The sequence below is a fragment of the Pantoea sp. GL120224-02 genome (assembly GCF_900215395.1).
Taxonomy (GTDB): domain Bacteria; phylum Pseudomonadota; class Gammaproteobacteria; order Enterobacterales; family Enterobacteriaceae; genus Pantoea; species Pantoea communis.
Map to the genome: position 1 here is coordinate 1,022,066 of NZ_OBEC01000001.1, position 23,805 is coordinate 1,045,870.

A 23,805-nucleotide genomic window follows, 5' to 3' on the forward strand; every position below is an offset into this window, starting at 1 on the left:
AAAATGTAATACCATTTATCGGCAAAACTATTAACATATGCGCGATTAATGTTCCATTTGGTTCATTCCACGTCTTTTATACGGTCTTTCATAATGAAAATTGCTTTACTGCGACAGGCACCGTTGCTGATGCTGCCTGCATTATTCCCTTTGCAATTGATGGCGGCGGATAATGCCAGCAATACCATGGTCGTCAGTGCCGCGCCCGCGGACACCGGTTTGTCAGAGCTGGATACGCCCGCGGCGGTGAGTGTGGTGTCTGGCGAGGATATGCGTCATGCAGCACCACGCGTCAACCTCTCGGAAAACCTCGCCAGCGTGCCGGGCATGCAGATTCAGAACCGTCAAAATTATGCGCAGGATTTACAAATTTCCGTGCGCGGATTTGGCTCGCGATCAACCTTTGGCCTGCGCGGTATCCGTCTGTATGTCGACGGTATTCCCGCCACGATGCCAGATGGTCAGGGACAAACCTCAAATATCGACATTGGTTCGATTGATCACGTTGAAGTACTGCGCGGCCCCTTCTCAGCCCTGTACGGCAACTCGTCGGGCGGTGTCATTAATGTTGAAACCCAAACCGGTCAGCAACCCACCACGCTGGAAGCCAGCACCTGGTACGGTAGCTACGGCAGCTGGCGCAACAGCGTCAAAGCCAGCGGTGCCACCGGTGATGGCACGCACGCCGGTGACGTGAATTACACCGTGTCGGCCTCGCGCTTTACCACCCATGGCTATCGCGATCACAGCTCGGCAGAGAAAAACCTCGGTAACGCCAAACTCGGTGTGCGCATTGATGATGTCAGCACCCTGACGCTACTGTTTAACAGCGTTCACGTGGATGCGCAGGATCCCGGCGGTTTGACCGAGGCGCAATGGAAAGATAATCCGCGTCAGGTTGCAAGTAACGTGACGCTTTACAACGCGCGCAAAACCGTCGACCAAACGCAGGCTGGGCTGCACTATCAGCGCCAGATGAGCGAGAATGACGATCTCAGCGTGATGATGTACGCCGGTGAGCGTGAAACCACGCAGTATCAATCGATTCCGATGGCGACCCAGCTGAAAGCAGGCTATCCCGGCGGCGTGATTTCGCTGGCTCGCCACTATCAGGGGATTGATACGCGCTGGACCCATCGCGATACCGTGTTCACCCTTCCTGTGACGCTGACCGCCGGTCTCGACTATGAAACCATGACCGAAAAGCGTAAGGGTTATCAGAATTTCACCACCAGCAATGGCGTGACGGATTACGGCGTGCAGGGTGATATGCGCCGCAATGAACGCAACCTGATGTGGAACCTCGATCCTTATCTGCAAACGGCGTGGCAGTTCACCGATAAGTGGTCACTGGATGCTGGTGTGCGTTTGAGCACGGTGAATTTCGACTCCAACGATTATTACGTCACTTCCAGCGATCCCGATGACAGCGGTAATCGACGTTATCACCGCTGGCTGCCTGTCGCCTCACTGAAATATGCGATTGATAATAGCTGGAATGCCTATGTGTCTGCGGGCCGTGGCTTTGAAACGCCTACGCTAAATGAGTTGTCTTATCGCTCAGCCGATCAGTCTGGCCTGAACCTCAATCTGAAGCCGGCGACCAGCGATACGGTTGAGCTGGGCACTAAAAAGCGTATCGGTAACGGTTTAATTACCGCCGCCGTGTTCCAGACCGATACCAAAAACGAAATCGTCTCTGACAGCAGCTATGAAGGTCGCACCAGTTATAAAAATGCCGGTGAAACCCGTCGTCGCGGGCTGGAGTTGGGTCTGGATCAGGAGTTTGGTTATGACTGGCACCTGAAAGCGGCGTGGACCTTGCTGGATGCGCGCTATCGCTCTAACGCCTGTGGCACTGAAAGCTGTGACGGCAACCGTATTCCAGGCATCGCACGTAATATGGCCTATGCCGGGTTAGCCTATGCGCCGGATCATGGCTGGTATGCCGGCGGTGATGTGCGCTACATGAGCGACATTGCAGCGGACGATGAAAATGATGTCAAAGCACCCTCTTATACCGTATTTGGCCTGAACTCGGGTTATAAGTGGCTGGTACAGAACTGGACGCTGGACTTGTTTGGTCGCGTGGATAACCTGTTTGACCGCACCTATGTGGGTTCAGTGATCGTCAATGAGAGCAACGGTCGCTATTACGAGCCGGCGCCAGGACGCAACTACAGTGTTGGTCTGACGGTAAGTTATGCGTTTCAGTAACTGACATCGCGCCTGATAAAAAGCCCTGCAACCTTATTCGGATTGCAGGGCTTTTTTTATGCCGTTTTGACAATGCGCATGCAGTGCATGAGCATGCCTGACCAGTCGTTTTACTTCAGCAGAGCCAGCACGTCGGTGGTTGAGCCGGTTTCGCCCAGACGCGGGAAGATACGCTCAACGCTGTTTTGGTGGGTATCAGCGTTCAGACAGGTCATCGCATCTGTTGCCAGCGTGACGTTGTAACCTAGCTCGTAAGCCTGACGCGCAGTGGATTCCACGCCAATGCTGGTGGCGATACCGCACACCACCACCTGAGTGATACCACGCTGCTGCAACTGATCGTGCAGATCCGTATTGTGGAAACCACCCCAGGTCTTTTTCGTCACGGCAATTTCATCGGCTTTCAGCGCCATTTCCGGTACCAGCACAGCCCAGTCGGCTGGCAGTTCGCCACTATGACGCGCCTGCTCGTTACGGCCTGGTGCGCCACCGGCGACATTTACTTTCACCACCGGCAGGTTTTTGTCATGAAACGCCTTAACCAGCTGTGCACAACGCTCAACCACGACATCGGCTGACAAAGGCGCAACAGGAAGACGGACAATACCGTGCTGCAGGTCAATCACAATCAGGGCGGTTTTTGCGTCTAAGGTCGTTAAAGCCATGGGAATTCCTCTCAGGATTATTGGTCGGCAATACGTTGCAGTAAGGGAATAGCGGCCATTAAAATTTTCTGCTCCGCACTATTAAGCGTGGTTGCCATGCTTTGGAGTAGCCAGTCATCACGTTGTGCACGATTGGCGGCGATCAGCCTCAGGCAGCTTTCGGTCGGTAGATAGCGGGTTTTACGGCCGTCCAGCGGATCGGCTTCCCCTTTCACTAACCCCTGCGCCTGCAAGCTGGCAACGGTCGCACCCATCGACTGGCTGCGCACGCCTTCTAACCCGGCCAGTTCAGTTACTGTCATTGCGCCATCGCGCACCAGATATCCCAACACAGAAACCTGCGGCCAGGTAAGATCGCCCGGTGGGGCCGATTCGCGCAGACGTCGCGCCAGTTTGCCATTCACGCTGCGTAGAGTCGCAGCCGCGCTATTCAGGTCGCTCATGGCACCTTCTCCTTACTGATGAAGCGCGAGTATATAAATACGAAGGCAAACTGTGTAGTTTACCTTCGTATCAATTTGTAATTGGCACTCACGGCCGCTTGATGTAATGAATCAAACTGTGAAAACGCAGAGGTGTGCTGAGGGGATTGCGATAACTGTGCGCGACATCCGCCGCAAACTGGTGCGCTTCGCCGTTGAGCAGACGACGCCAGGTTCCCTCCACGCACAGCAGCAGCTCACCTTCCAGCACCACCACCTGCTCAATCACGCCACTTTCGTGTGCGGAAGAGTCGCTTTGTGCACCGCCAGCAAGGGTGACTTCCAGCAGATCAAAACGCAACGCGGCATCATATGGCAGCAGCGGCTTCACCTGCATTAGCGCATTGGGTTGGCTAAAAGTCGCGGCGATACCCGGCGGTTGATCGCTACCCTGAACAAAAAACGAGAAAGGCACATTGAAACCGGTAGCGATTTTCCACAATGTCGCCACCGTCGGGCTGGATTCACCGCGTTCGATTTGGCCCAACATCGCTTTGCTGACACCGGTGCGATCCGCTGCCAGTGTCAGGCTCCAGCCGTTCGCCTGACGCAATTGTTTTAACGCCTGGCTCAAATGTTGATGCAGATTTTCCATGATATCTCCTGGCAAATTCGCGCGCAGTGTAGCACTTGTGCGTTATAACACACTCGTGCGATAGTGTGCGTTATAACGCACAGCAGGATGCAAACCGATGATCACCGCCACTTCGCGCAACGCTTTCTCTTTCCCTATGCTGGTTTCCGGCTTTATTGCGGTGCTGGTGGGATACAGCAGCACTGCCGCATTGATTTTCCAGGCCGCTCAGGCTGCAGGCGCCTCGCCGGAACAGATCGGCGGATGGCTGTCGATGCTCGGCATTGGCATGGGTCTCGCCTCTTTCGGTCTTTCGGTGTGGACACGCATGCCGATTCTCGCTGCCTGGTCGACGCCGGGCGCAGCACTGTTGGCCACCAGCGTGCAGGGCCTGACCTTAAATGAAGTGGTCGGCGTGTTTGTAGCCACCAATGCGCTGATCGTACTGAGTGGCGTGACCGGACTGTTTGCCCGCTTGATGAACCACATTCCGCAATCTTTGGCAGCAGCGATGCTGGCGGGGATTTTACTGCGCTTCGGGATCGGCACCTTCACCGGTTTACAAGGCAACTTTGCGCTGTGCGGCAGTATGTGTCTGGTGTGGCTGTTAAGCCGACGCTGGCTGCCGCGCTATGCCATCATTCTGGCGCTGATCGCTGGCGTGCTGGTGGCGGTGGGTCAGCAGGCGATTCATTTCCCGCCGCATGCTCTGACGCTGAGCGTGCCGGAATTTATCATGCCGCAGTTCACGCTGGCATCGCTGATTGGGGTTGGATTGCCCTATTTTCTGGTCACCATGGCCTCACAAAATGCACCGGGCATTGCGACCTTACAGGCGCATGGCTACCAACCGCCGGTTTCCGCTCTTACTGGCTGGACCGGTTTTATTGCGCTGATCTTGTCTCCTTTCGGCGGCTTTTCGGTGTGCATAGCGGCCATTACCGCTGCCATTTGCATGGGAGAGGATGTGGATGCCGATCCGAAACGACGCTGGATGGCCTCCGCGATTGCCGGGATTTTCTATCTGCTGACTGGCTTTACCGGCGCGCTGATTGCCATTCTGTTAAGTGCCTTGCCGCAGGTGCTGATCGCCACGCTGGCCGGGCTGGCGCTGCTGGCTACCCTCTCCGGCAGCCTGCAACGCGCTCTCGCCGAGCCCGATCACCGTGACAGCGCCATCGTCGCTTTTCTGATCACCGCCAGTGGTATCTCTCTGCTGGGGATTGGTTCTGCCTTCTGGGGATTAATCGGCGGCATGTTCACCCATCTGGTGCTGAGCCACCGCGCACGCGCTTAAAATTTCAGCAACCGACGCTTACACGCGGGAAAAACACCCTGTTTTTCCCCCTTTATCAGCCGTTTGATTCCCCTGCATTTGGCTTAAGATCACCAGTATCGCCAAATACACACACTATTTTGCTTCAGGCAACCACCGATAAGGGCCCTACGAGTGGCAAAAACTTTTCTGCGCAGCGGCAATCTGGATTCGGTACTGGCACTGGGTGAAAACGGCCAGCCGGTCTGGGCTTCTGCCCTGCAAATCCGTGAAACACTGCGTTTACGTCGCCAGACGGCGCTGGCAAACTGCCTTGCCATTCCCCAGGCTAACGAACGTGGGGACCGCCTCGACTGGTATGCGCCCTTTAACGGCAAAGTAAAATCCTGGCGCGGTGCCAGCGATCATGAGCGGCAAAAAGCGCTGGAACTCCTGACGCTCAACCAGCAGGATTTACTGGCCGCAAGTTTACGCGCGCGTGACGCGGAGAATCCGGCGATGCGCCTGTTTGGCGCTTTACTGAGCAAGACGTTGCAGTTCCCGGATCAGCAATATGTTTATCTGGTTGATGGCAAACCCGTCATCACCTTCTGGGGCTTTGTCGATCCGCAGGCGCGCTCACGCGATGACGCACTGGCCTGTCTGCGCGACAGCCTCGAAGAGGATTTACCGCCGTTGCTGCCAGAACCACCGGCTGCGGTTATCGTGGCGCCGGTTATTGCGCCTTTGATTGAAGTGCCTGCCGTTGTGGCTGCACCCGTGGTGGAAGAGCCCGTTGAGATCGCCCAGCCTGAACCCGAAGCGCCACAACCCGCACCTGAGCCTGAGCCTAAAGTTGAACAGCCGCCTGTTCTCCGCCCTTCCGCATTGCGTCCATTGGCATTGCTGCTGCCGGTTGCCGCCGTGGTTGCGGCTGGCGTAGCGTTCTGGGTGCACAGCTCAGCGCCTGAAGCCACACCGCCAGCCCAGGTTGCCGATGCACCGGCTCCCGTTTTCACGCCACCGCCAGTGGTCGCGAAAGCTGAGAAACTGGCCGCCACGCTGCCGCAAAAAACCGCCACGGTCACTGCTGCGCCTGTGCCTGCCGCGCCTCCTGCGCCGCCTGAGGTGATTGCTGAACATACGGAACCGGCCAAGGCCGATGACCTGGTGATGACCACCGAAGATGCGCGTATTGGCTCCGTGAAGTTTATCAACGGCACCTGGCGCGTGATATTACGACAAACTAACCTGCCAACCGGTAAGCCACCGAGCCTGCGTTACCAGCTGCGTAACGGTAAAGGCATCGCTACCATTACACAGGGCGACAATATCCGCTGTAAAGCCGATGTGACTGCCGCAATGACGGTGGACGGCACCATGGTGGTTCGCAGCCGCTATACTGCGACCTGCAGCGACAAATCGCGCTACCGCATGCCGGAACTGGTGTGTAAAGCCGGTGATGGCATTGCCAGTTGTACTGCGCAGTACGGCGCAGATCAGGTCTTCCCGTTGACGATTAAGCGTGAGAGTAAGTAAACATGTTGGCTCCCCTCATCGATGACAAACAAAAAATCACGCTGATTGAAGATAGCGGTGTGCAGTTTCTCGATTTTGGCTTACGTCTGCCTGCCTTGCAGGCGCGCCGCCAGTTCGTTCGTCAAACCGCTAACGGTCCGCTGCTGCGTCTGAACGTGGACGGTAACAGCGGCAAATTTTTGCTCTATCCCGAAGATGGCGGTGCAGCAGAGGTGGTACGTCCCGAGTCGGACATTGCACTGGCAGATTCGTTAACGCTGCTGGCACACCAGTGGCTGCCGCTGCCGGTGCTGCGCTGCACCAGCGGTCGCCGTTTTATTGGCGGCCCGGATAACTGGGCACGCCTGCACCTGGCACCGCTGGCACAGCCCGATGCCGCAGGTAACACCCATCGCATTACGCTGGCGTTTGACACCCGTATCGTGCCGGAACAGGACGGCGGCGAACAGCACGGTCTGAGCAAAGCCGATGCGCAAAACGGCGTGAGTTTCGCCCTTGCCTGGCACAACTATGAACTGGGTGAGTTTCTGGACCACACCTGGGTGGATGGCTGGCTGCGTGAAACCTTTACTCAGCAGGTCAACGCGCTGGAATCTCGCCGCGAGCAGGAGCTGAATCAGGCGCTGCGTGAGTTTGAGTATCAGGCACACTATCTCAACCTGCTGGAGCTGCTGGGTGAGCAGTTGGATCTGGCCGAGATCTACATTCAGGCCACCTCGCTGCAAACCCCGGCGGTGAATGTCGATATCATCCTCGACGTTGGCAACTCGCACACCTGCGGCATTCTGGTGGAAGACCACGCTGAAGAGAGCAACGGTCTGCGCCAGACTTACGAACTGCAACTGCGCGACCTTTCTGAGCCACATCAGGTCTACAACGAGCTGTTTGACAGCCGTCTCGAATTCGCAGAAACCCGCTTTGGTAAAGCAAACTTCTCACTGGAAAGCGGCCGCGAAAACGCCTTTATGTGGCCATCGCTGACGCGCGTTGGCCGTGAAGCCAGCCGCCTTGCCCTGCTGCGCGCGGGTACCGAAGGCAGCACCGGTCTCTCCAGCCCGCGCCGCTATCTGTGGGATGAAGCACGATATCAGCCAGGCTGGCGCTTTAACGCCCATGGCAGCAGTGATGAGCCACAGGCAACTGCGCTGCCTTTCACCCTGTTGCTGAATGACGAAGGCCAGCCGCTGCACGCGCTGGCGGAAGACGATCGCCTGCCGGTGTTCTCTGCCAGCTACAGCCGCAGTTCGCTGATGACCTTTATGCTGTGTGAGCTGCTGGCTCAGGCGATGATGCAGATGAACAGCGTGGCACAGCGTCAGCGCATGCCGCAGAGCCAGGCTCCGCGCCAGCTGCGTCATGTGATCCTCACGCTGCCTTCCGCGATGCCGAAACCGGAACGCGAGATTTTCCGTCGTCGCATGCAGGAAGCCATCGCGCTGGTGTGGAAAGCCGAAGGCTGGCATCCGGCTGAGGAAGATTTCAGCGTGCAGAGTCAGGCGAAAAGCCTGCGCCCGGTGCCGGATGTGCAGATGGAATGGGATGAAGCCACCTGCGGACAAATGGTGTGGCTGTTCAATGAAACCCAGGTGAACTTTGCCGGGCGTGCGGAAGATTTCTTCAGCAGCATGGCGCGTCCGGATCGTCCACGTGAAGTCGACGAAGTACCAGGCAAAAGCCTGCGCATCGCTTCTATCGATATTGGCGGCGGCACCACCGATCTGGCCATCACCCAATATCGTCTCGATGACGGCCAGGGTAATAACGTTAAAATCACCCCGCGCCTGCTGTTCCGTGAAGGCTTTAAAGTCGCAGGCGACGATATTCTGCTGGATGTGATTCAGCTTTGGATTCTGCCTGCACTGCAACAAAGTCTGCAGAAGGCTGGGCTGACGCTGGCTGAACCGCTGATGAACAAGCTGTTTGGTCACGACAGCCGCATGGATGGGCAAGCCACGCTGCGTCAGCAAGTCACCCTGCAGCTGTTCATCCCGCTGGCGCAGGCCGTGCTGGAACGCTACGAAAATTGGGATCCGCTCGACAGCCACAGCGAAATCAATGCGCTGTTCGGTGAGCTGGTGCCACAAAAACCGGCCAGCAGCGTGCTGGCGTTTGTTAACGGTGAGATTCAGCGCACGCTGGGCGGCGACAACCGCTTCGATCTGCTGGATGTGCCTTTGGTGGTCAGCATGGCGCAGCTGCACGGTGAGTTCCTGCAGCATCGTATGGCGATCATCCCGGCCCTGCGTGCCATGTGCGAAGTGGTGTCGCTGTATCAGTGCGATGTACTGCTGTTAACCGGCCGTCCTTCGCGCTTCCCCGGCATTCAGGCACTGGTACGCCATCTGCAGCCGCTGCCGGGCAGCCGTATTTTGTCGCTGGAAGGCTATCACACCAGCGACTGGTATCCGTTCAACAAACAAGGCCGCATTGATAACCCGAAATCCACTGCTGCCGTCGGCGCGATGCTGTGCCTGCTGGCGCTCGATCTGCGTCTCAGCAGCTTCTGGTTCCGTGCGGGTGATTTCGAGCCTTACTCCACCATTCGCTATCTCGGCGTGCTGGATGAAACGGCCACGCTGAGCGATGACAACCTGTGTTACAGCGAGATCGACCTCGACAAAGGGGATTTCGCACTGGATCGTAAAAGCGGCTTCCGCATTCGCGGCAATGTCTGCCTCGGTTTCCGTCAGCTGGATAATGACCGCTGGCCAGCTTCACCGCTGTACAGTCTGAGCATCACCGATCCGCATCTGGCACGTAAAGTCGCCGGCGAAAGCATCCTGCGTATCAAGCTGGCGGTACAGCCGGGGCCGGACAACTTTGGTCCGGAGCGTCTGGTGCTGAGCGATGCCCGCATGGATGACGGCACTCGCGTGCCGCTGGAACAACTGAGTCTGAAACTGAATACGCTGTCAGCGACCGGCAATGCCAACGCGCAGTATTGGATTGACAGCGGGAGTGTCTGCAAACGATGAGAACTGCCAAGAGAGCCACCTCTGTTACGCCCGCCAAACGTCTGAGCCTGATGCAGGAGACGCTGGACGGCGCACTGAACTGGATTGAAACCCATCAGGCGCAGGCACCGCGTCTGGCACTGGAAGCGGATACGCTGCGGCTGCAACTGCGCCGCGCGCGCGTGGAAAGTCATGCGCTGGCGCGTCAACTGGCACGTCCGGTGACGCTGGCGATGTTTGGCCAGTCACAGGCGGGCAAAGCCTGGCTGTTGAGTGAAATGGTGGGCGATGCGCAGGGCCAACTGATGGCGCGTCTGGGCGATAGAATTGTGAACCATTTCCAGAACATTAATCCCGGCAATCTCGATTTTGCCATTGCCACCCGCTTCAGCCACCAGCGTGAAACCCAGTCCAGCGCCTGGCCACTGGAGATGACGCTGCTCAATGACGTGGAGCTGATTCGTCTGGTGCTGGCCTGTGCCAAAACTGAAGCACAGCCAGACAGTGCGGTGATCGATGCCGCGCTGCAGCGTTTACAGCGCCATCGTCAGGACGAGCCACAGCCGGGCCTCGACAGCGATGCTTTGATTACATTGTGGGCGTGGAGCCGCCGCCAGCATCGTCACGCCGAGGTACTCGATCGTCACTTCTGGCCACAGGCGGTGGAACTTGCTCCGTGGTTAAACGTCGATGACCGCATTCAGCTGTTTGCGTTGCTGTGGCCTAATCAGGTGGCACTCAACGAACAGCTGCGTAATCTGATGCACCTGCGTCATCAGCTGCGCCAGGCACCGCGCCTGCTGGCACCTCTGAGCCTGTTAACCGATGACGCCTCGCTGCCTGCGGAAAAACTGATCAGCAACGATGCCGACTGGCAGGAAATGATTGAAGTCTGCCCGATTGTCGCCAATCGTGTCGCTAAACCACAGCAGGTGCCGTTGGGCCTGCTGGCGTTGCTAACGCTGGAAATCACCGTTCCGCTGAATTCAACGCCGCGTCAGGCACTGTATGACGAAGCCGATATGCTGGAGCTGCCAGCGCCCGGCCAGCCTGCCGACGTGGGTCAGCAAGAAGATTTAGCCCAGCTGCGCAAACGCGATCCTCTGCGGGCGGCGCTGCTGGAGCAGAAACGCGCACTGCTGCCGGGACTGTATGCCGCGCGTCAGGGCATCGACCTTATGCTGATCTGTACCGCCGCCAGCCAGCGTCAGGATACCGACATTGCGGTTAACGCACTGCGTGAATGGCATATCCATCAAACCGTAGCGGCCAGCGGCGAGAAGCCACGCCTGATTTGGGCGATTACCCCGCACGATGCGCGCTATCAGCAGCAGCAGATTAATGTTGATGAAGCCGTACAACGTCAGATCGGGCAACCAGGACAGAGCTGGGGTTCCATGCTGGCACTCGATCGTGCCGGTGTCGATCGCATGGGCAGTTGGTTGCAGGATGAAATGCAGCCAGAAGCACGTCGTGATCGTCTGGCCCAGCAATTAAGCACTTTGCAGCAAAAGCTGGTAGAGCGTTTGCAACCGTGGACCGAATCCACTGCCACGCCAGAACAGGCGGCACGCAAGCAGGCGATTTCCGATACCTTGCTGAAATGCTTGCAACATCGCACTGGCCTGCACGGCGAACTGCTGGAGCGCTTGCAGCCTTCGCGCGAAGCGGTGCGTCAGCTGTGGCTGAGCCAGAGCAGTGGCACTGTCGTGCAGCACAGCGCGAAAACCGCTGCGGCTGAGCAGAGCTATTTTGGTATTGGCTTTGAGTTTGACCTGTTTAAAGATGAACCGGTGGCCCCTGCGGAACCGCGTAACAGCAGCGGCCAGCGCGATCAGCAATTCCCGCAGCAGGTGTTTGCGCTGTGGCTTGAACATCTGCGACAGTTGCCGGAAAGCCGGAGTTTGCTGACGCTGCTGAACGTGGATAAGCCGACCATGGAATTGCTGGTAGAAGAGCTGATTACCGCCAGCTTCCGCCTGAAGGTATTAAGTAAGCTGCAAAGCGCGCTTAACGAACCGGATGCGCAGGCCAGCGCGCATGAAGCGCGTACCGATCGTCAGGTCTCGCGCGCGATGACGGTGTTGGGTGATTTTGTCGCCTGGCTCGGCTTCCTGCAGCGTCCGGAGAGCGAGCGGCCTGAGAGTCGTGTTAATCGCGGACAAACTATCTTCGCCCGACCACCTGCGCCGAGCGTGAGCTTCTCGCCAGGTCAACGTTTAACACGTTTGTCAGCCGCACCCGCCAATCATACCGCCTATTATATCTATGACTGGCTGGTGGGATTAAATTCGGTCATTGTGGAAAACAACGGCTATACCGGCGGCAGCGACCTGCCCGCCAATGCCCGTCAGATGCTGGCGATTCTACTGCTGCCGCTGCACGCGTAATCAGTCATGAATCAGGCGCAGCTCGCCTCGCAGCTGCTGCGCCGCCTCTTCCATCAGCGCCAGCACCGGCGCAAATTCCGCCTCACTGGCCAGTGCAACATGACGTAAATGCAGTTCAGCCGGCAACGCAATCCCGCCCGTCAGCCAATCCCACAGCGCATCCAGATTACAGCCAAACTCCCCGCTGCAGCCGCTTTGCGCCACAAACTCACTGTAAAACGCCTGGCGATCGGCCAACTGCTGGAAATCAAAAGAGAGGGTCAACATGGTTAGTTCACCTGTTTGAAGCTGCGATAGTGATCGGTGGTGAGAAAGATCAGCCCATCTGAAGAGTAAAGCAGACGATCGGCATCGCGGTGGCCGCAGTCGTAATTCACATCGGCTTCATACCACTGACGCCCTTGTTTCATCGGCAGACGCTGCTCACGATTGCTAAAACGATCGCCACCAATCGCCCGGCCAGGCAATACGTTGCACAAGTCGCCTTTGCTCGGGTTCCAGCCCTGACGACGCGCTTCATTTTTGGTGAGATAAAGATCCGGCAACTGATGATTTTGCTGTAACCACTGCGCCACCGTGTGGGCATCGGTGAGTTTGGCAATATCTGTGCCCTGTGCGGCGGTTTTACCGGTGAAATGCGGCTTAAGCCCGGCCCATGTGGCGGCCAGCGCGAGAATGAGTCCAATCCAGAGTTTCTTTGACATAGTGACATCCCGAAGTGCAGGACGCCGATAATAGCAGGATTATCGTGAAGAAGAACGCGGGCCAGCATGGCTGGCCCTGGCGGAGGTGTTACTGCATCGCACTCGCGGCTGGCACGGCATGTCGACGCCATGCGCCTGGCGCCACGCCATACTGACGTTTGAAGCTGCGATTAAACGACTGCTGCGAATCAAACCCCAGTGAAATCGCCACATTAAGGATCGGTTCGTTGGTGGTCGTTAAACGATCCGCCGATTTTTTCAGTTTCTTATTACGAATGTACTCGCCCAGCGGATAGCCGGTGTGCTCTTTGAACATACGCTGCAGGTGCCATTTCGAATAACCGGCGCGCCCTGCTACGGTGTCCAGATCCAGACGTGCTTCAATGTTGTTATCAATCCAGTCGATCAGATCGTGAATAAATGCGTCGCTCATCATCCCATTTTCTCCCGTCGCCTTAACGAACAGTATCAGTATCAGTTGCAATTACACTTTAAGGGTGACTGACTATGACATTTAATGCAAGTTTTATTATTGCATTAAATGCCGCACTCGCCGTAGGGGCTTTCCCCTACTGAAACGAATCGATCAAAACAGCACATAAAGTGTATCAGATATTCTTGCAGATGCAGTTTGCAGCAGCCTACACTCATCGCGTTTTAATGCAATCTTAAAAGTTGCAGATTTTTCGTACATGTCCTTTCTTTTTTCACACCAACGCGGAATAACAACAATGCATCTGCAAACATATGGGGTTCGTCGGGCAGTAAGCCTGTCAGGAGTGATGTTGCTGGGAAGCCTGCTGGCCGCTTGCGATCGGGGTGTGGCGCAAAACGCCCCGCCACCGCCGCCCGAAGTGAGTGTCGCGCAGGTGGTCGAACAAAAAGTCAGCCAATGGGATAGCTTCAATGGTCGCTTTGAAGCGGTGCAAAGTGTGCAACTGCGCCCTCGCGTTTCCGGCTATATCGATCAGGTTAACTATCGCGAAGGCGATGACGTGAAAAAGGGTCAGGTGCTATTTACCATTGATGACCGCACCTATCGCGCGACGTTAGAGCAGGCACAAGCTGAACTCGCGACCGCGCGCAGTCAGGCATCGCTGGCGCGCAGTGAGTCGGCACGCACCGATAAACTGATTGGCACCAATGTGGTATCCCGTGAAGAGTGGGAACAGCGTCGTTCTGCAGCGAGTCAGGCGCAGGCCAATGTGCTCTCCGCGCAGGCCGCCGTTGATATGGCGCAGCTGAATCTCGATTTTACCCGCGTCACTGCCCCGATTGATGGCCGTGCCAGCCGCGCGATGATCACCACCGGTAACCTGGTGACCGCCGGTGACAGTGCCAGCGTGCTGACCACGCTGGTGTCGCAGGATCGTATGTACGTCTATTTCGACGTCGATGAAGCCACCTATCTGCAGTATCAGGCGATGGCACGTCAGGGACAAAATCGCGGTTCGCTGCCGGTGGAAATCGCGCTGACCGGCGAGCAAGGTTATCCGCATCGTGGCACCGTTGACTTCCTCGACAACCAACTCACCGCCAGCACTGGCACCATTCGCATGCGTGCCACGCTGGATAATCATGAACGTCAGTTCACCCCAGGTCTGTTTGCCCGCGTGCGTTTACCCGGCAGCGCCGCGTTTAACGCGCTGTTGATCGACGATAAAGCGGTGCTGACCGATCAGGATCGTAAATACGTGTATGTGGTCGATGCGCAGGGTAAAGCCGAGCGTCGCGATATTCAGGCTGGCGAGCTGGCTGATGGCCTGCGCATTGTGCAATCCGGTTTGAAGCCGGGTGACAAAGTGATCGTCAATGGCCTGCAGAAAGTCTTCATGCCTGGCATGCCGGTGAAAGCTCAGCCGGTGGCAATGCGCTCCGCTCAATAATAATCGAGACTGCCTGTTATGGATTTCTCCCGCTTTTTTATCGACCGACCGATCTTTGCGGCGGTACTGTCGATTTTGATATTTACCACCGGACTGATCGCCATACCACTGCTGCCGATCAGTGAATACCCCAACGTGGTGCCACCCAGTGTGCAGGTGCGCGCAGAATATCCTGGCGCCAACCCCAAAGTGATTGCTGATTCGGTGGCGACACCGCTGGAAGAGGCGATCAACGGGGTCGAAAACATGATGTACATGAAGTCAGTGGCCGGTTCGGATGGCGTGCTGGTCACCACCGTGACCTTCCGTCCAGGTACCGATCCAGACCAGGCACAGGTTCAGGTGCAAAACCGTGTGGCGCAGGCAGAAGCTCGCCTGCCGGAAGAGGTGCGTCAACTCGGTTTGACCACGCAGAAGATGTCACCGACGCTAACGCTGGTGGTGCACATGTTCTCGCCGAAGGGCAAGTATGACTCACTCTATCTGCGTAACTACGCCACCCTGAAGGTGAAAGATGAGCTGGCGCGCCTGCCAGGCGTTGGTCAGATTCAGATCTTCGGGGCGGGCGAGTATGCGATGCGCGTCTGGCTCGATCCGAATAAGGTGGCCGCACGTGGCATGACCGCTTCTGATGTGGTCAGCGCCATGCAGGAGCAGAACGTGCAGGTGTCTGCCGGTCAGTTGGGCGCAGAACCGACCAAAAAGGCCAGCGACTTCCTGCTGTCGATCAACACCCAGGGTCGTCTGGAGAGCGAAGAGCAGTTCGGCAACATCATTCTGAAAACCGCCGATGACGGCTCGCTGGTGCGCCTGCGTGACGTGGCGAGCATCGAGATGGGTTCCGGTAGCTACGCCCTGCGCTCGCAGTTGAACAACAAGGACGCGGTCGGCATCGGTATCTTCCAGGCACCGGGTGCCAACGCCATCGATCTGTCTAACGCCGTGCGTGACAAGATGGCCGAACTGGCCACCCGCTTCCCGGACGATGTGCAGTGGGCGGCACCGTACGATCCAACCGTGTTCGTGCGTGACTCGATCCGTGCCGTGGTGCAAACGCTGTTTGAAGCGATTGTGCTGGTGGTGCTGGTGGTAATCCTGTTCCTGCAGACCTGGCGTGCATCGATCATTCCGTTGCTGGCCGTGCCGGTTTCGGTGGTGGGAACGTTCAGCGTGCTTTACCTGCTGGGTTTCTCGCTTAACACCCTCAGTTTGTTCGGGCTGGTGTTGGCGATAGGTATCGTGGTGGATGACGCCATTGTGGTAGTGGAGAACGTTGAGCGTAATATCGCGATGGGACTCTCTCCGACGGCGGCTGCGCATCAGGCGATGCGCGAAGTGTCGGGGCCCATTATCGCGATTGCGTTAGTGCTGTGTGCGGTATTCGTGCCGATGGCGTTCCTGTCCGGTGTGACCGGTCAGTTCTACAAGCAGTTTGCGGTGACGATTGCCATCTCCACGGTGATCTCTGCCATTAACTCATTGACGCTCTCTCCGGCGCTGGCGGCCAAGCTACTGAAGTCGCATGATGCACCGAAAGATATGCCGACGCGTCTGATTGATCGCTTACTCGGCTGGATTTTCCGTCCGTTTAACCGCTTCTTCCAGCGCAGTTCGGATGGCTACGAGTCGATGGTCGGCAAAACCCTGCGTCGTCGTGGTGCGGTGTTTGGCGTTTACGTCATACTGCTGGCGGGCGCGGGTTTTATGTTCCACACCGTGCCGGGCGGCTTTATTCCAACGCAGGATAAGCTGTATCTGATTGGCGGCGTGAAAATGCCAGAAGGTTCGTCACTGGCGCGTACCGATGAAGTGATTCGCAAGATGAGCGAAATCGGCATGAACACCGAAGGCGTGGCCTATTCGGTCGCCTTCCCTGGCCTGAATGCCTTGCAGTTCACCAATACACCGAATACCGGCACCGTATTCTTCGGCCTGAAGCCGTTTAATGAACGTACCCGTACGGCTGCGGAGATAAACGCTGAAATCAACGCGAAAATCTCCAAAATCCAGCAAGGCTTTGGTTTCTCGATTATGCCACCGCCGATTCTGGGGCTGGGTCAGGGTTCGGGTTACTCGCTGTATGTGCAGGATCGTGCGGGCTTAGGTTACGGTGCGTTGCAAACCGCCATTAATACCCTTTCCGGTGCGGTGATGCAGACGCCCGGCATGATGTTCCCGATCTCCTCGTATCAGGCCAACGTGCCGCAACTGGATGTACAGGTGGATCGTGATAAAGCTAAGGCGCAAGGCGTTTCGCTGACCGATCTGTTTAGCACCTTGCAGGTGTATCTGGGTTCTTCTTACGTCAACGACTTCAACAAGTTTGGTCGTACCTGGCGTGTGATGGCGCAGGCAGACGGGGATTTCCGTAACAGCGTGCAGGATATTGCCAATCTGCGTACCCGCAACAATCAGGGCGAGATGGTGCCAATCGGCAGTATGGTCAACATCACCACCACCTATGGCCCCGATCCGGTGATTCGTTATAACGGCTATCCGGCGGCGGACTTGATAGGTGATGCCGATCCACGCGTGCTCTCTTCAGCGCAGGCAATGGAGAAGCTGGAAGCGATGTCGGGCCAGGTGCTGCCGAATGGCATGAACATCGAATGGACCGACCTGAGCTATCAGCAAGCCACTCAGGGCAACACGGCGTTTATCGTCTTCCCGGTTGCGGTACTGCTGGCGTTCCTGGTACTGGCGGCATTGTATGAGAGCTGGACGCTGCCGCTGGCGGTGATCCTGATTGTGCCGGTCACCATGCTGTCCGCGCTGGTTGGCGTGTGGCTCACCGGCGGCGATAACAACGTGTTTGTGCAGGTTGGTCTGGTGGTACTGATGGGACTGGCATGTAAGAACGCGATTCTTATTGTCGAGTTCGCCCGTGAACTGGAGATGCAAGGCAAAGGGATTGTCGAGTCGGCGCTGGAAGCCTGCCGCCTGCGTCTGCGCCCGATCGTGATGACTTCGATTGCCTTTATTGCCGGTACCGTTCCGCTAATTCTGGGTGAAGGTGCCGGTGCCGAAGTGCGTGGTGTCACTGGGATTACCGTGTTCTCGGGTATGCTGGGCGTGACGCTGTTTGGTCTGTTCCTGACGCCGGTGTTCTATGTGACGTTACGTAAACTGGTGACGCGAAAGCAGCCGGAAGCGGAAGTGCAGACGGTGTAAATCTGTTTTAGGTTAAATTGCGGCGGCCAGAGATGGCCGCCTTTTTTATAAGGGAACGAAGAGCTGGAAGCAGGCCCCCGGCGCGGGTTTCAGGGCAATATCACCGCGATGCAATTGCAACATACGACGAACGATGACCAACCCCAATCCACCATTGTCACGACGGTCAGGATCGATAATGGAGGGGCGTTCAAACAGGGTCTGACTGACTTCCGGTGAGATACCTGGGCCGTTGTCTTCCAGCTCCATCATCACGTTCTCCCCTTCCAGCCATAAACGCAGGGTAATGTTCCCACCCGACGGCGTATGACGGATGGCATTATCCACCAGGTTGGTCAGAACACGCTCTATCATCGACATATCCGCGTCGATCATGGGCAAACCCGACGCGATATCAACCGACAAATTCAGGCGGGATTTCTCCAACGCCAGCTCAAATTTCTGTATCACGTCCTGAACCAAATCCGGCAGCGAAAACCGTTCGTACTGTGGCGTGACAACACCATGTTCCAGCCGCGCTAACTCAAACAGTTGCTGTGCGAGCATGCCGACCTTTTCACTTTGCGTCAGGGCAATCTGTAAATATCGGCTGCGCTCCGCTTCGGTCAAGCTGCCAGCTTTGACTGCCAGCGTCTCCAGATAACCCTGAATCGACATCAGCGGCGTGCGCAAGTCATGCGAAATGTTGGCGACAAACTCACGACGCTGCTGGTCTTTCAGCTCCAGCGTCTGTACCTGAGCGTCAATACGCTGCGCCATATCGATAAAGGCGTTTTGCAACTGCGCCACTTCATCCTGTTGCGGGGAATGAGGTAGCGCGGCAAGGCGTTGTAGCGCATCCGCACCCGCTGTCACCTTTTGTGTCAGCTGTCGCACCGGTCTTGTGACCCAATAATAGGCCGCTGCACCCGCCATCAATCCAAGCAGGACGATAACCACCACCGACCAAAGCATGGCGCTGCGCAGCACGGACATTTTAACGCCCTGCTGCAGATGTTGATAATTCTCCCCCTGCAAAATCACATAGAGATAACCCACCGTTCTGTTGCCATCCAGAATAGGCGCAGCGCTGAACACTTTGAGCGCGGAAGATGAACGAGGATCGTCACCATACACCGGCAGTGGCGCCCCATTCAGCCACTTTTGCAGTGGACGCACGTCGACCCGATCGCGATGGACATGGCCGGCTGGCGCATCATTGGCCAGAATCTGTCCCTGCGCATCCAGCAGGTAAACTTCAACGCTCGGGTTGTAGGACATCATCTGGCCGAACAGCTGCTTGAGTGCCGGAGCATCGGTGTTTCCGGCATTCATCAATGCGCTACTTTTGGCAATAGAAGCGGCCAGATCTCGCGATAAATTCTGCATCATGGCATCACTGTATTGCTGGCGGTTGTTGTCCTGAATCAACAGGATCAGCGCACTACTGATCAGTAGCATCAGGGCAAAGACCAGCGTCAAACGCTGAGTGAGTGACAGACGTTTCATGTAACCTGATCTCCCTCACCCGGCACCACGAATTTGTAGCCCTGTCCCCACACCGTAAGAATCCAGCGTGGCTCAGCTGGCGTCGCTTCAATTTTGAGGCGTAATCGGTTGATATGGGTGTTAACCGTGTGCTCATAACCTTCGTGCTGGTAGCCCCACACCAGATTCAGCAAGCTAAGTCGCGAAAAGACCTTTCCTGGATGACGGGCAAAATGGTAGAGCAACTCGAATTCACGAGGCGTCAGCTCAATTAGCGTCTGAGCCAGCCGAACCTCTCGGGCAACCGGATCAATACTCAGGCTGCCAAGACGCAGGTTTCCCGCATCCTGACGCAAATTTTGGCTCATCGCTTCCTGGCGGCGGAAAAGTGCTTTAACGCGCGCCACCAGTTCCAGCATCGAGAAGGGTTTGGTCAAATAGTCATCCGCGCCCAGTTCCAACCCCAGTACGCGATGCACTTCACTGGCGCGAGCGCTGATCATCACAATGGGCGTGTAGTGCGGCATATTGCGTGCACGACGGCACAGTTCCAGCCCATCAACACCAGGCAACATAATGTCAAAAATCAAGGCATCCCAACGCTGGCTTTCCAGCAGTTGACTGCCACTATCACCATCCGCAGCATGCGTAATATCAAAGCCCTCGTCACGCAGATGAATGTGCAACAGCTCGGCAATATTGCCATCGTCTTCAACGATTAAGATCTTCTTCGCCATGTTGACCGCCTCAATGAACATCCTTTAAATCTTATACAGAATTGCCCCCCGGAGTTATCACATTTTGTTTAACTCTGCGTGAGGACTCTGTGATCAATATCGGCGCAAAGTCTCTTCATTCCAGACGGCATAGCAATATGCAGAGGTGCAGAGTGAAATGTGCTCCCGATAAAAAGGTTCATCCGTTGTGGTTGAGATTGACTCACTGGATCAATGCCGTTGCGATGACATTAATGATTCTCAGTGGCTTGCGGATTTATAACGCGTCTCCTTTATTTCCATTTGATTTTCCCAATAGCTATACCCTGGGAGGATGGCTGGGTGGCGCACTGCAATGGCATTTTGCGGCAATGTGGCTTTTTGCCGGTAATGGCGTGCTCTATCTGACGCTTAATCTTCTGAGCGGACGTTTTCGCCAACGTTTTCTGCCCTTAAGCATGACTCAATTAATAAAAGATGGCCTATCTGCATTAAAAGGACATCTTAGTCATCACGATTTACGCCAATATAATATGGTGCAAAAATTTGCGTATTTGCTGGTGGTCATTGATGGCATGTTATTAGCCTTTTCAGGGTTAGTCTTGTGGAAGTCGGTGCAATTTCCGTTATTGCGAGAAGTATTGGGCGGCTATGACACGGCTCGCTTCATTCACTTTTTTGCCATGGCCTTTTTATGTGCCTTTGTTGTTATCCATCTGATCATGGTGGCACTGGTACCTAAAACATTATTATTGATGACACGCGGACGCTAAAAATGACGATTAAAAAGATTGAACGTCCCAGCAGTGAAACTGACGCCCTGTTAAAAGACGCCACCACTATTCTGGCGAAAAAAATGTCTGGCCATTCACGACGTCAATTTCTGCGCATGGGCTTGACTGCGGGCGGTGTGGCGTTACTCACCGGATGCGACATCGACAATAATCCTGACATCGAAAATATTTTAAGCCGCATGTCACGTTTTAATGACCGTATTCAGGGATGGTTATTCAGCGGTTATCAAATGGCGCCAGAATATACCCTGAAAGATATTACGCGGCCCTTCCCGTTTAATGCCTTTTACGGTGAAGAGGATATTCCGCAGGTAAACGGTGATGATTACCAGTTGCAACTGAGCGGACTGATACGTGATAAACGCAGCTGGCGACTGCCTGAGTTATATAAATTATCTCAGCATGAACAAATCACCCGCCATATTTGTGTAGAAGGATGGAGTGCCATTGGCCGCTGGGGCGGCGTTCGATTCAGCGACTTCCTGCAACTGATTGGGGCTGACACCAAAGCGAAATATGTCAGCTTTCGCTGTGCCGATGATTATTACACCAGCATTGATATGGCGACGGCATTGCACCCGCAAACCTTATTAGCACTGAGTTGGGATGGTCGGATATTACCGCCGGAATACGGTTATCCCATGAAATTACGGATTCCGACCAAACTGGGCTACAAAAACCCCAAGCATATTATTTCAATTGAAATCACCAACCGCTTTACCGGTGGCTACTGGGAAGACCAGGGCTATAACTGGTTTGGCGGCAGTTAATCTCCCCAAAACCCTGTAAGGAAATGAAGATGAAAAAGATTATTGCAACTGTATTCGCTGGCGCACTGTTGATGGCTTTCTCTGGCGCTTATGCTGCTGACAATATGGCCAAAGATGGTATGCAGAATGAAAGCGGTATGTCGCACGACGGCATGAAAAAAGACCACATGAAAAAACCGATGAAGAAACATGACAGCATGAAGAAAGATGGCATGGCTAAAGACGGTATGGCGAAGGATGAGATGTCTAAGGACGGGATGTCTAAGTAACAGTGTCAGTTACCGGGCGTATGCCCGGTAACTGTTTTACTGATATCAGCGGGATTTTTTACAAAGGTCTTCGATTTCGAGATCGGGCAGTTCATCGCAGCTACTGGTGTCGTGTTTTTTCAGCTCAGCCAGTGCGTCAGCCACCGTACGCGTCTCCAGCACTTTCAACGAGGCTTCTTCCGCCTCTTCAGCAATCGATTTGAAGTACCAGCACAGGTTGGCACTCACCAGACAACGCGGTGCGACATCAGGGCGTGAAGCCCAGAGCTTTTTGTCTTCAATCACAGAGATATAAATATCGCGCAGCGTGATCTCTGCGGCCGGACGCCCGAGGTGAATCGAACCAGTACGGCCAAGCGTAGAGACAATGATGCCATCGCGAGTTAACGGAACCATCAGTTTCCGAATGAAACTGGGGTTCGCTTCAAGACCATACGCCAAAATAGCACTGGTCGAGCGTTTGCCCAGTTGCTCCGCCATCGCTACGCTCAAAACCATCTGCAAAGCTGTCGGGAAGCGGTAATCAAGCATTTCTGTATCCTGAGTTGCGGTTTATCTTATTATTTTTTTGCCGCGGCAGTGAGTAATCAATGAGCAATAAATATAACAAACACTGTTGCTTTTTAGAAGCGAGCTGCTGTGATCAAGGCACGTATTCATCATTTGATCAGGCAGAAGCGCACAGGCTGCTTAGTTTACGGCTCCCTTTTGCGGTTGCGGATTGGGCGCGGGCAATTTTTGCTTTAGCACTCCCACCAGCACCACATTCACTAACGCCAACAGGCACAACAGCCACAATGTGGCATTCGCCCCGAGCTGCTGAAAAACATATCCCCCTACCAGCGGCGTTAATGCCTGACCAATCAGAGCCGGACGCGCCATGCGCCCTACCACAATGGCGTAGGCCTCTGGTTTGACCATGACCAGCGGTAAAGTTCCCCGCACTATCGCCCGCAAACCGTTTCCAGCACCGTATAGCACCATACTGACCAGCGCGAACTGCGGAAACAAGGTCAACAACAACAATCCGATGGCCACCAGTCCTACCGAGAAAAACGTCGTCCAGATCGGATGTCCCCGTTTGAACGCGATATCCACAATACGTGACCCAACCTGACAAGGACCCAGAATCGCGCTGATGGCTAAGGCGGCGGTCAATGAGTGGCCGCTGGCTTGTAATAGACTAATCAACTGCACCGAAATAGCGGTCATGATCACTGAAGCAAGGGTAAAAATGCTGCATAGCAGCCAGAATAGCGCCGGTGCCAACTCACCACTGGCGTTATGCTGCTTTTTCGCCGTTTTCACGATGGGTTTAATCGGCGCAGGCAGTGCATACCAGTAGGCTGGCAACACGGTGAGACATAACAGCGCGGCAATGGCGAAACAGGCGCCGCGCCAGTCAAGCCAGTGAATCAGCAGCGCAATCCCCGGCCACACCAGCGTGGTGCAAAAGCCGGAGATTAAGGTAATGCCGGTAATCGCGCCACGAGCCTGTCCACCATAAAGCGTTCCGAGGGTGGCAAACAGGGCGTCATATAAACCCATCGCCATTCCGATGCCGATAATCAGCCAGGCAAACAGAAACAGCAGCAAATGGTGACTGAATCCCATAATCACCAGGCCCAGCGCCATCACCGCCCCGCTCGACGCCAGCAGCGCGCGGCCATAACTGCCGGCAATCAGGCGGCCACTTAAGGGTGCTAGCAGGCCAGAAACCAAAATACCTAAGGATAATGCGCCATACACCCACTGCTGCGACCAGCCGGTTTCCGCAACGATCGGATTCGCCATCACGGCCATAAGATAAAACGAACCGCCCCACGAAAGGATTTGAACGCCTCCCAGTGTCACAATGGCAGGAACCGCAGGTTTAGGGTGATGCTCCACGACAGGTTTCCGTTAGCAGGCAAAGCATTGTTATAACATGTTCATCCTGCTGGAAAAATGTT

20 protein-coding genes are annotated in these 23,805 nt (G+C 55.6%); 10 read left to right on the plus strand and 10 right to left on the minus strand.

Annotation, left to right across the window (positions count from 1 at the left end; translation table 11 throughout):
• Positions 1 to 93: 93 nt before the first annotated feature.
• Positions 94 to 2,217, plus strand: a complete 2,124-nt coding sequence (pqqU, locus tag CRO33_RS04700) for a TonB-dependent receptor PqqU (protein ID WP_176505724.1) — start codon at positions 94 to 96, stop codon at positions 2,215 to 2,217.
• A 110-nt stretch (positions 2,218 to 2,327) separates the two neighbouring features.
• Here pqqU and CRO33_RS04705 read toward each other — a convergent pair whose 3' ends face one another.
• From CRO33_RS04705 to CRO33_RS04715, 3 genes are all read right to left on the minus strand, one after another.
• Entirely contained in the window at positions 2,328 to 2,882 is a 555-nt protein-coding gene (locus CRO33_RS04705) for an isochorismatase family protein (RefSeq protein ID WP_097117212.1), read from the minus strand.
• Between the two features lie 17 nt (positions 2,883 to 2,899).
• Positions 2,900 to 3,325 carry a MarR family winged helix-turn-helix transcriptional regulator gene (locus CRO33_RS04710; protein ID WP_097117213.1) on the minus strand — a complete coding sequence of 142 codons (426 nt, stop codon included), beginning with the start codon at positions 3,323 to 3,325 and terminating at the stop codon, positions 2,900 to 2,902.
• Positions 3,326 to 3,413: 88 nt separating this feature from the next.
• A complete protein-coding gene (locus tag CRO33_RS04715; RefSeq protein WP_097117214.1) occupies positions 3,414 to 3,959 on the minus strand; it encodes a helix-turn-helix domain-containing protein in 546 nt (181 codons plus the stop codon).
• Between the two features lie 97 nt (positions 3,960 to 4,056).
• On the opposite strand from CRO33_RS04715, the gene CRO33_RS04720 reads away from it, so the two are divergent.
• From CRO33_RS04720 to CRO33_RS04735, 4 genes are all read left to right on the plus strand, one after another.
• On the plus strand, positions 4,057 to 5,235 hold the full coding sequence (locus tag CRO33_RS04720; protein ID WP_101749436.1) for a benzoate/H(+) symporter BenE family transporter: 1,179 nt from the start codon (positions 4,057 to 4,059) through the stop codon (positions 5,233 to 5,235).
• A 153-nt stretch (positions 5,236 to 5,388) separates the two neighbouring features.
• Entirely contained in the window at positions 5,389 to 6,732 is a 1,344-nt protein-coding gene (locus CRO33_RS04725; protein ID WP_097117215.1) for an SrfA family protein, read from the plus strand.
• 2 nt (positions 6,733 to 6,734) lie between these two features.
• Positions 6,735 to 9,707 (plus strand): virulence factor SrfB, encoded by a 2,973-nt coding sequence (locus CRO33_RS04730; protein ID WP_097117216.1) that lies wholly within the window; start codon positions 6,735 to 6,737, stop codon positions 9,705 to 9,707.
• Complete coding sequence (locus tag CRO33_RS04735) at positions 9,704 to 12,076, plus strand: virulence factor SrfC family protein (protein ID WP_097117217.1); 2,373 nt, start codon at positions 9,704 to 9,706, stop codon at positions 12,074 to 12,076. The genes CRO33_RS04730 and CRO33_RS04735 overlap by 4 nt, the downstream gene beginning before the upstream one ends.
• On the opposite strand, the gene CRO33_RS04740 is transcribed toward CRO33_RS04735, so the two are convergent.
• From CRO33_RS04740 to CRO33_RS04750, 3 genes are all read right to left on the minus strand, one after another.
• The gene (locus CRO33_RS04740) at positions 12,077 to 12,343 is read right to left on the minus strand and encodes a barstar family protein (RefSeq protein ID WP_058959999.1); all 267 of its coding nucleotides are present in this window, start codon (positions 12,341 to 12,343) and stop codon (positions 12,077 to 12,079) included.
• A 2-nt stretch (positions 12,344 to 12,345) separates the two neighbouring features.
• The gene (locus tag CRO33_RS04745) at positions 12,346 to 12,780 is read right to left on the minus strand and encodes a ribonuclease domain-containing protein (protein WP_097117218.1); all 435 of its coding nucleotides are present in this window, start codon (positions 12,778 to 12,780) and stop codon (positions 12,346 to 12,348) included.
• An 88-nt stretch (positions 12,781 to 12,868) separates the two neighbouring features.
• The gene (locus CRO33_RS04750) at positions 12,869 to 13,216 is read right to left on the minus strand and encodes a helix-turn-helix domain-containing protein (RefSeq protein WP_034827340.1); all 348 of its coding nucleotides are present in this window, start codon (positions 13,214 to 13,216) and stop codon (positions 12,869 to 12,871) included.
• Between the two features lie 295 nt (positions 13,217 to 13,511).
• Here CRO33_RS04750 and CRO33_RS04755 point away from each other — a divergent pair, with 295 nt between their 5' ends.
• Positions 13,512 to 14,666, plus strand: coding sequence for an efflux RND transporter periplasmic adaptor subunit (locus tag CRO33_RS04755; protein WP_058960001.1), 1,155 nt, complete (start codon positions 13,512 to 13,514; stop codon positions 14,664 to 14,666).
• Positions 14,667 to 14,684: 18 nt separating this feature from the next.
• Positions 14,685 to 17,837 carry a multidrug efflux RND transporter permease subunit OqxB gene (gene oqxB / locus CRO33_RS04760; protein ID WP_097117219.1) on the plus strand — a complete coding sequence of 1,051 codons (3,153 nt, stop codon included), beginning with the start codon at positions 14,685 to 14,687 and terminating at the stop codon, positions 17,835 to 17,837.
• Positions 17,838 to 17,882: 45 nt separating this feature from the next.
• Here oqxB and CRO33_RS04765 read toward each other — a convergent pair whose 3' ends face one another.
• On the minus strand, positions 17,883 to 19,325 hold the full coding sequence (locus CRO33_RS04765) for a sensor histidine kinase (RefSeq protein WP_097117220.1): 1,443 nt from the start codon (positions 19,323 to 19,325) through the stop codon (positions 17,883 to 17,885).
• Positions 19,322 to 20,041 (minus strand): response regulator transcription factor, encoded by a 720-nt coding sequence (locus tag CRO33_RS04770; protein ID WP_237449323.1) that lies wholly within the window; start codon positions 20,039 to 20,041, stop codon positions 19,322 to 19,324. Before CRO33_RS04770 ends, CRO33_RS04765 begins: the two co-directional genes overlap by 4 nt.
• A 137-nt stretch (positions 20,042 to 20,178) precedes the next feature.
• Here CRO33_RS04770 and CRO33_RS04775 point away from each other — a divergent pair, with 137 nt between their 5' ends.
• The 3 genes from CRO33_RS04775 to CRO33_RS04785 are packed head-to-tail and all read left to right on the plus strand — an operon-like array spanning position 20,179 to position 21,853.
• Positions 20,179 to 20,793, plus strand: a complete 615-nt coding sequence (locus CRO33_RS04775; protein WP_097117222.1) for a cytochrome b/b6 domain-containing protein — start codon at positions 20,179 to 20,181, stop codon at positions 20,791 to 20,793.
• A 2-nt stretch (positions 20,794 to 20,795) separates the two neighbouring features.
• Positions 20,796 to 21,584 (plus strand): molybdopterin-dependent oxidoreductase, encoded by a 789-nt coding sequence (locus CRO33_RS04780; protein WP_097117223.1) that lies wholly within the window; start codon positions 20,796 to 20,798, stop codon positions 21,582 to 21,584.
• A 29-nt stretch (positions 21,585 to 21,613) separates the two neighbouring features.
• Positions 21,614 to 21,853 carry a pentapeptide MXKDX repeat protein gene (locus CRO33_RS04785; protein ID WP_097117224.1) on the plus strand — a complete coding sequence of 80 codons (240 nt, stop codon included), beginning with the start codon at positions 21,614 to 21,616 and terminating at the stop codon, positions 21,851 to 21,853.
• 45 nt (positions 21,854 to 21,898) lie between these two features.
• Here the strand turns inward: CRO33_RS04785 and CRO33_RS04790 are convergent, their stop codons facing one another.
• Positions 21,899 to 22,384, minus strand: coding sequence for an RrF2 family transcriptional regulator (locus CRO33_RS04790; protein WP_097117225.1), 486 nt, complete (start codon positions 22,382 to 22,384; stop codon positions 21,899 to 21,901).
• A 159-nt stretch (positions 22,385 to 22,543) separates the two neighbouring features.
• The gene (locus CRO33_RS04795) at positions 22,544 to 23,743 is read right to left on the minus strand and encodes an MFS transporter (RefSeq protein ID WP_097117226.1); all 1,200 of its coding nucleotides are present in this window, start codon (positions 23,741 to 23,743) and stop codon (positions 22,544 to 22,546) included.
• Positions 23,744 to 23,805: the final 62 nt, after the last annotated feature.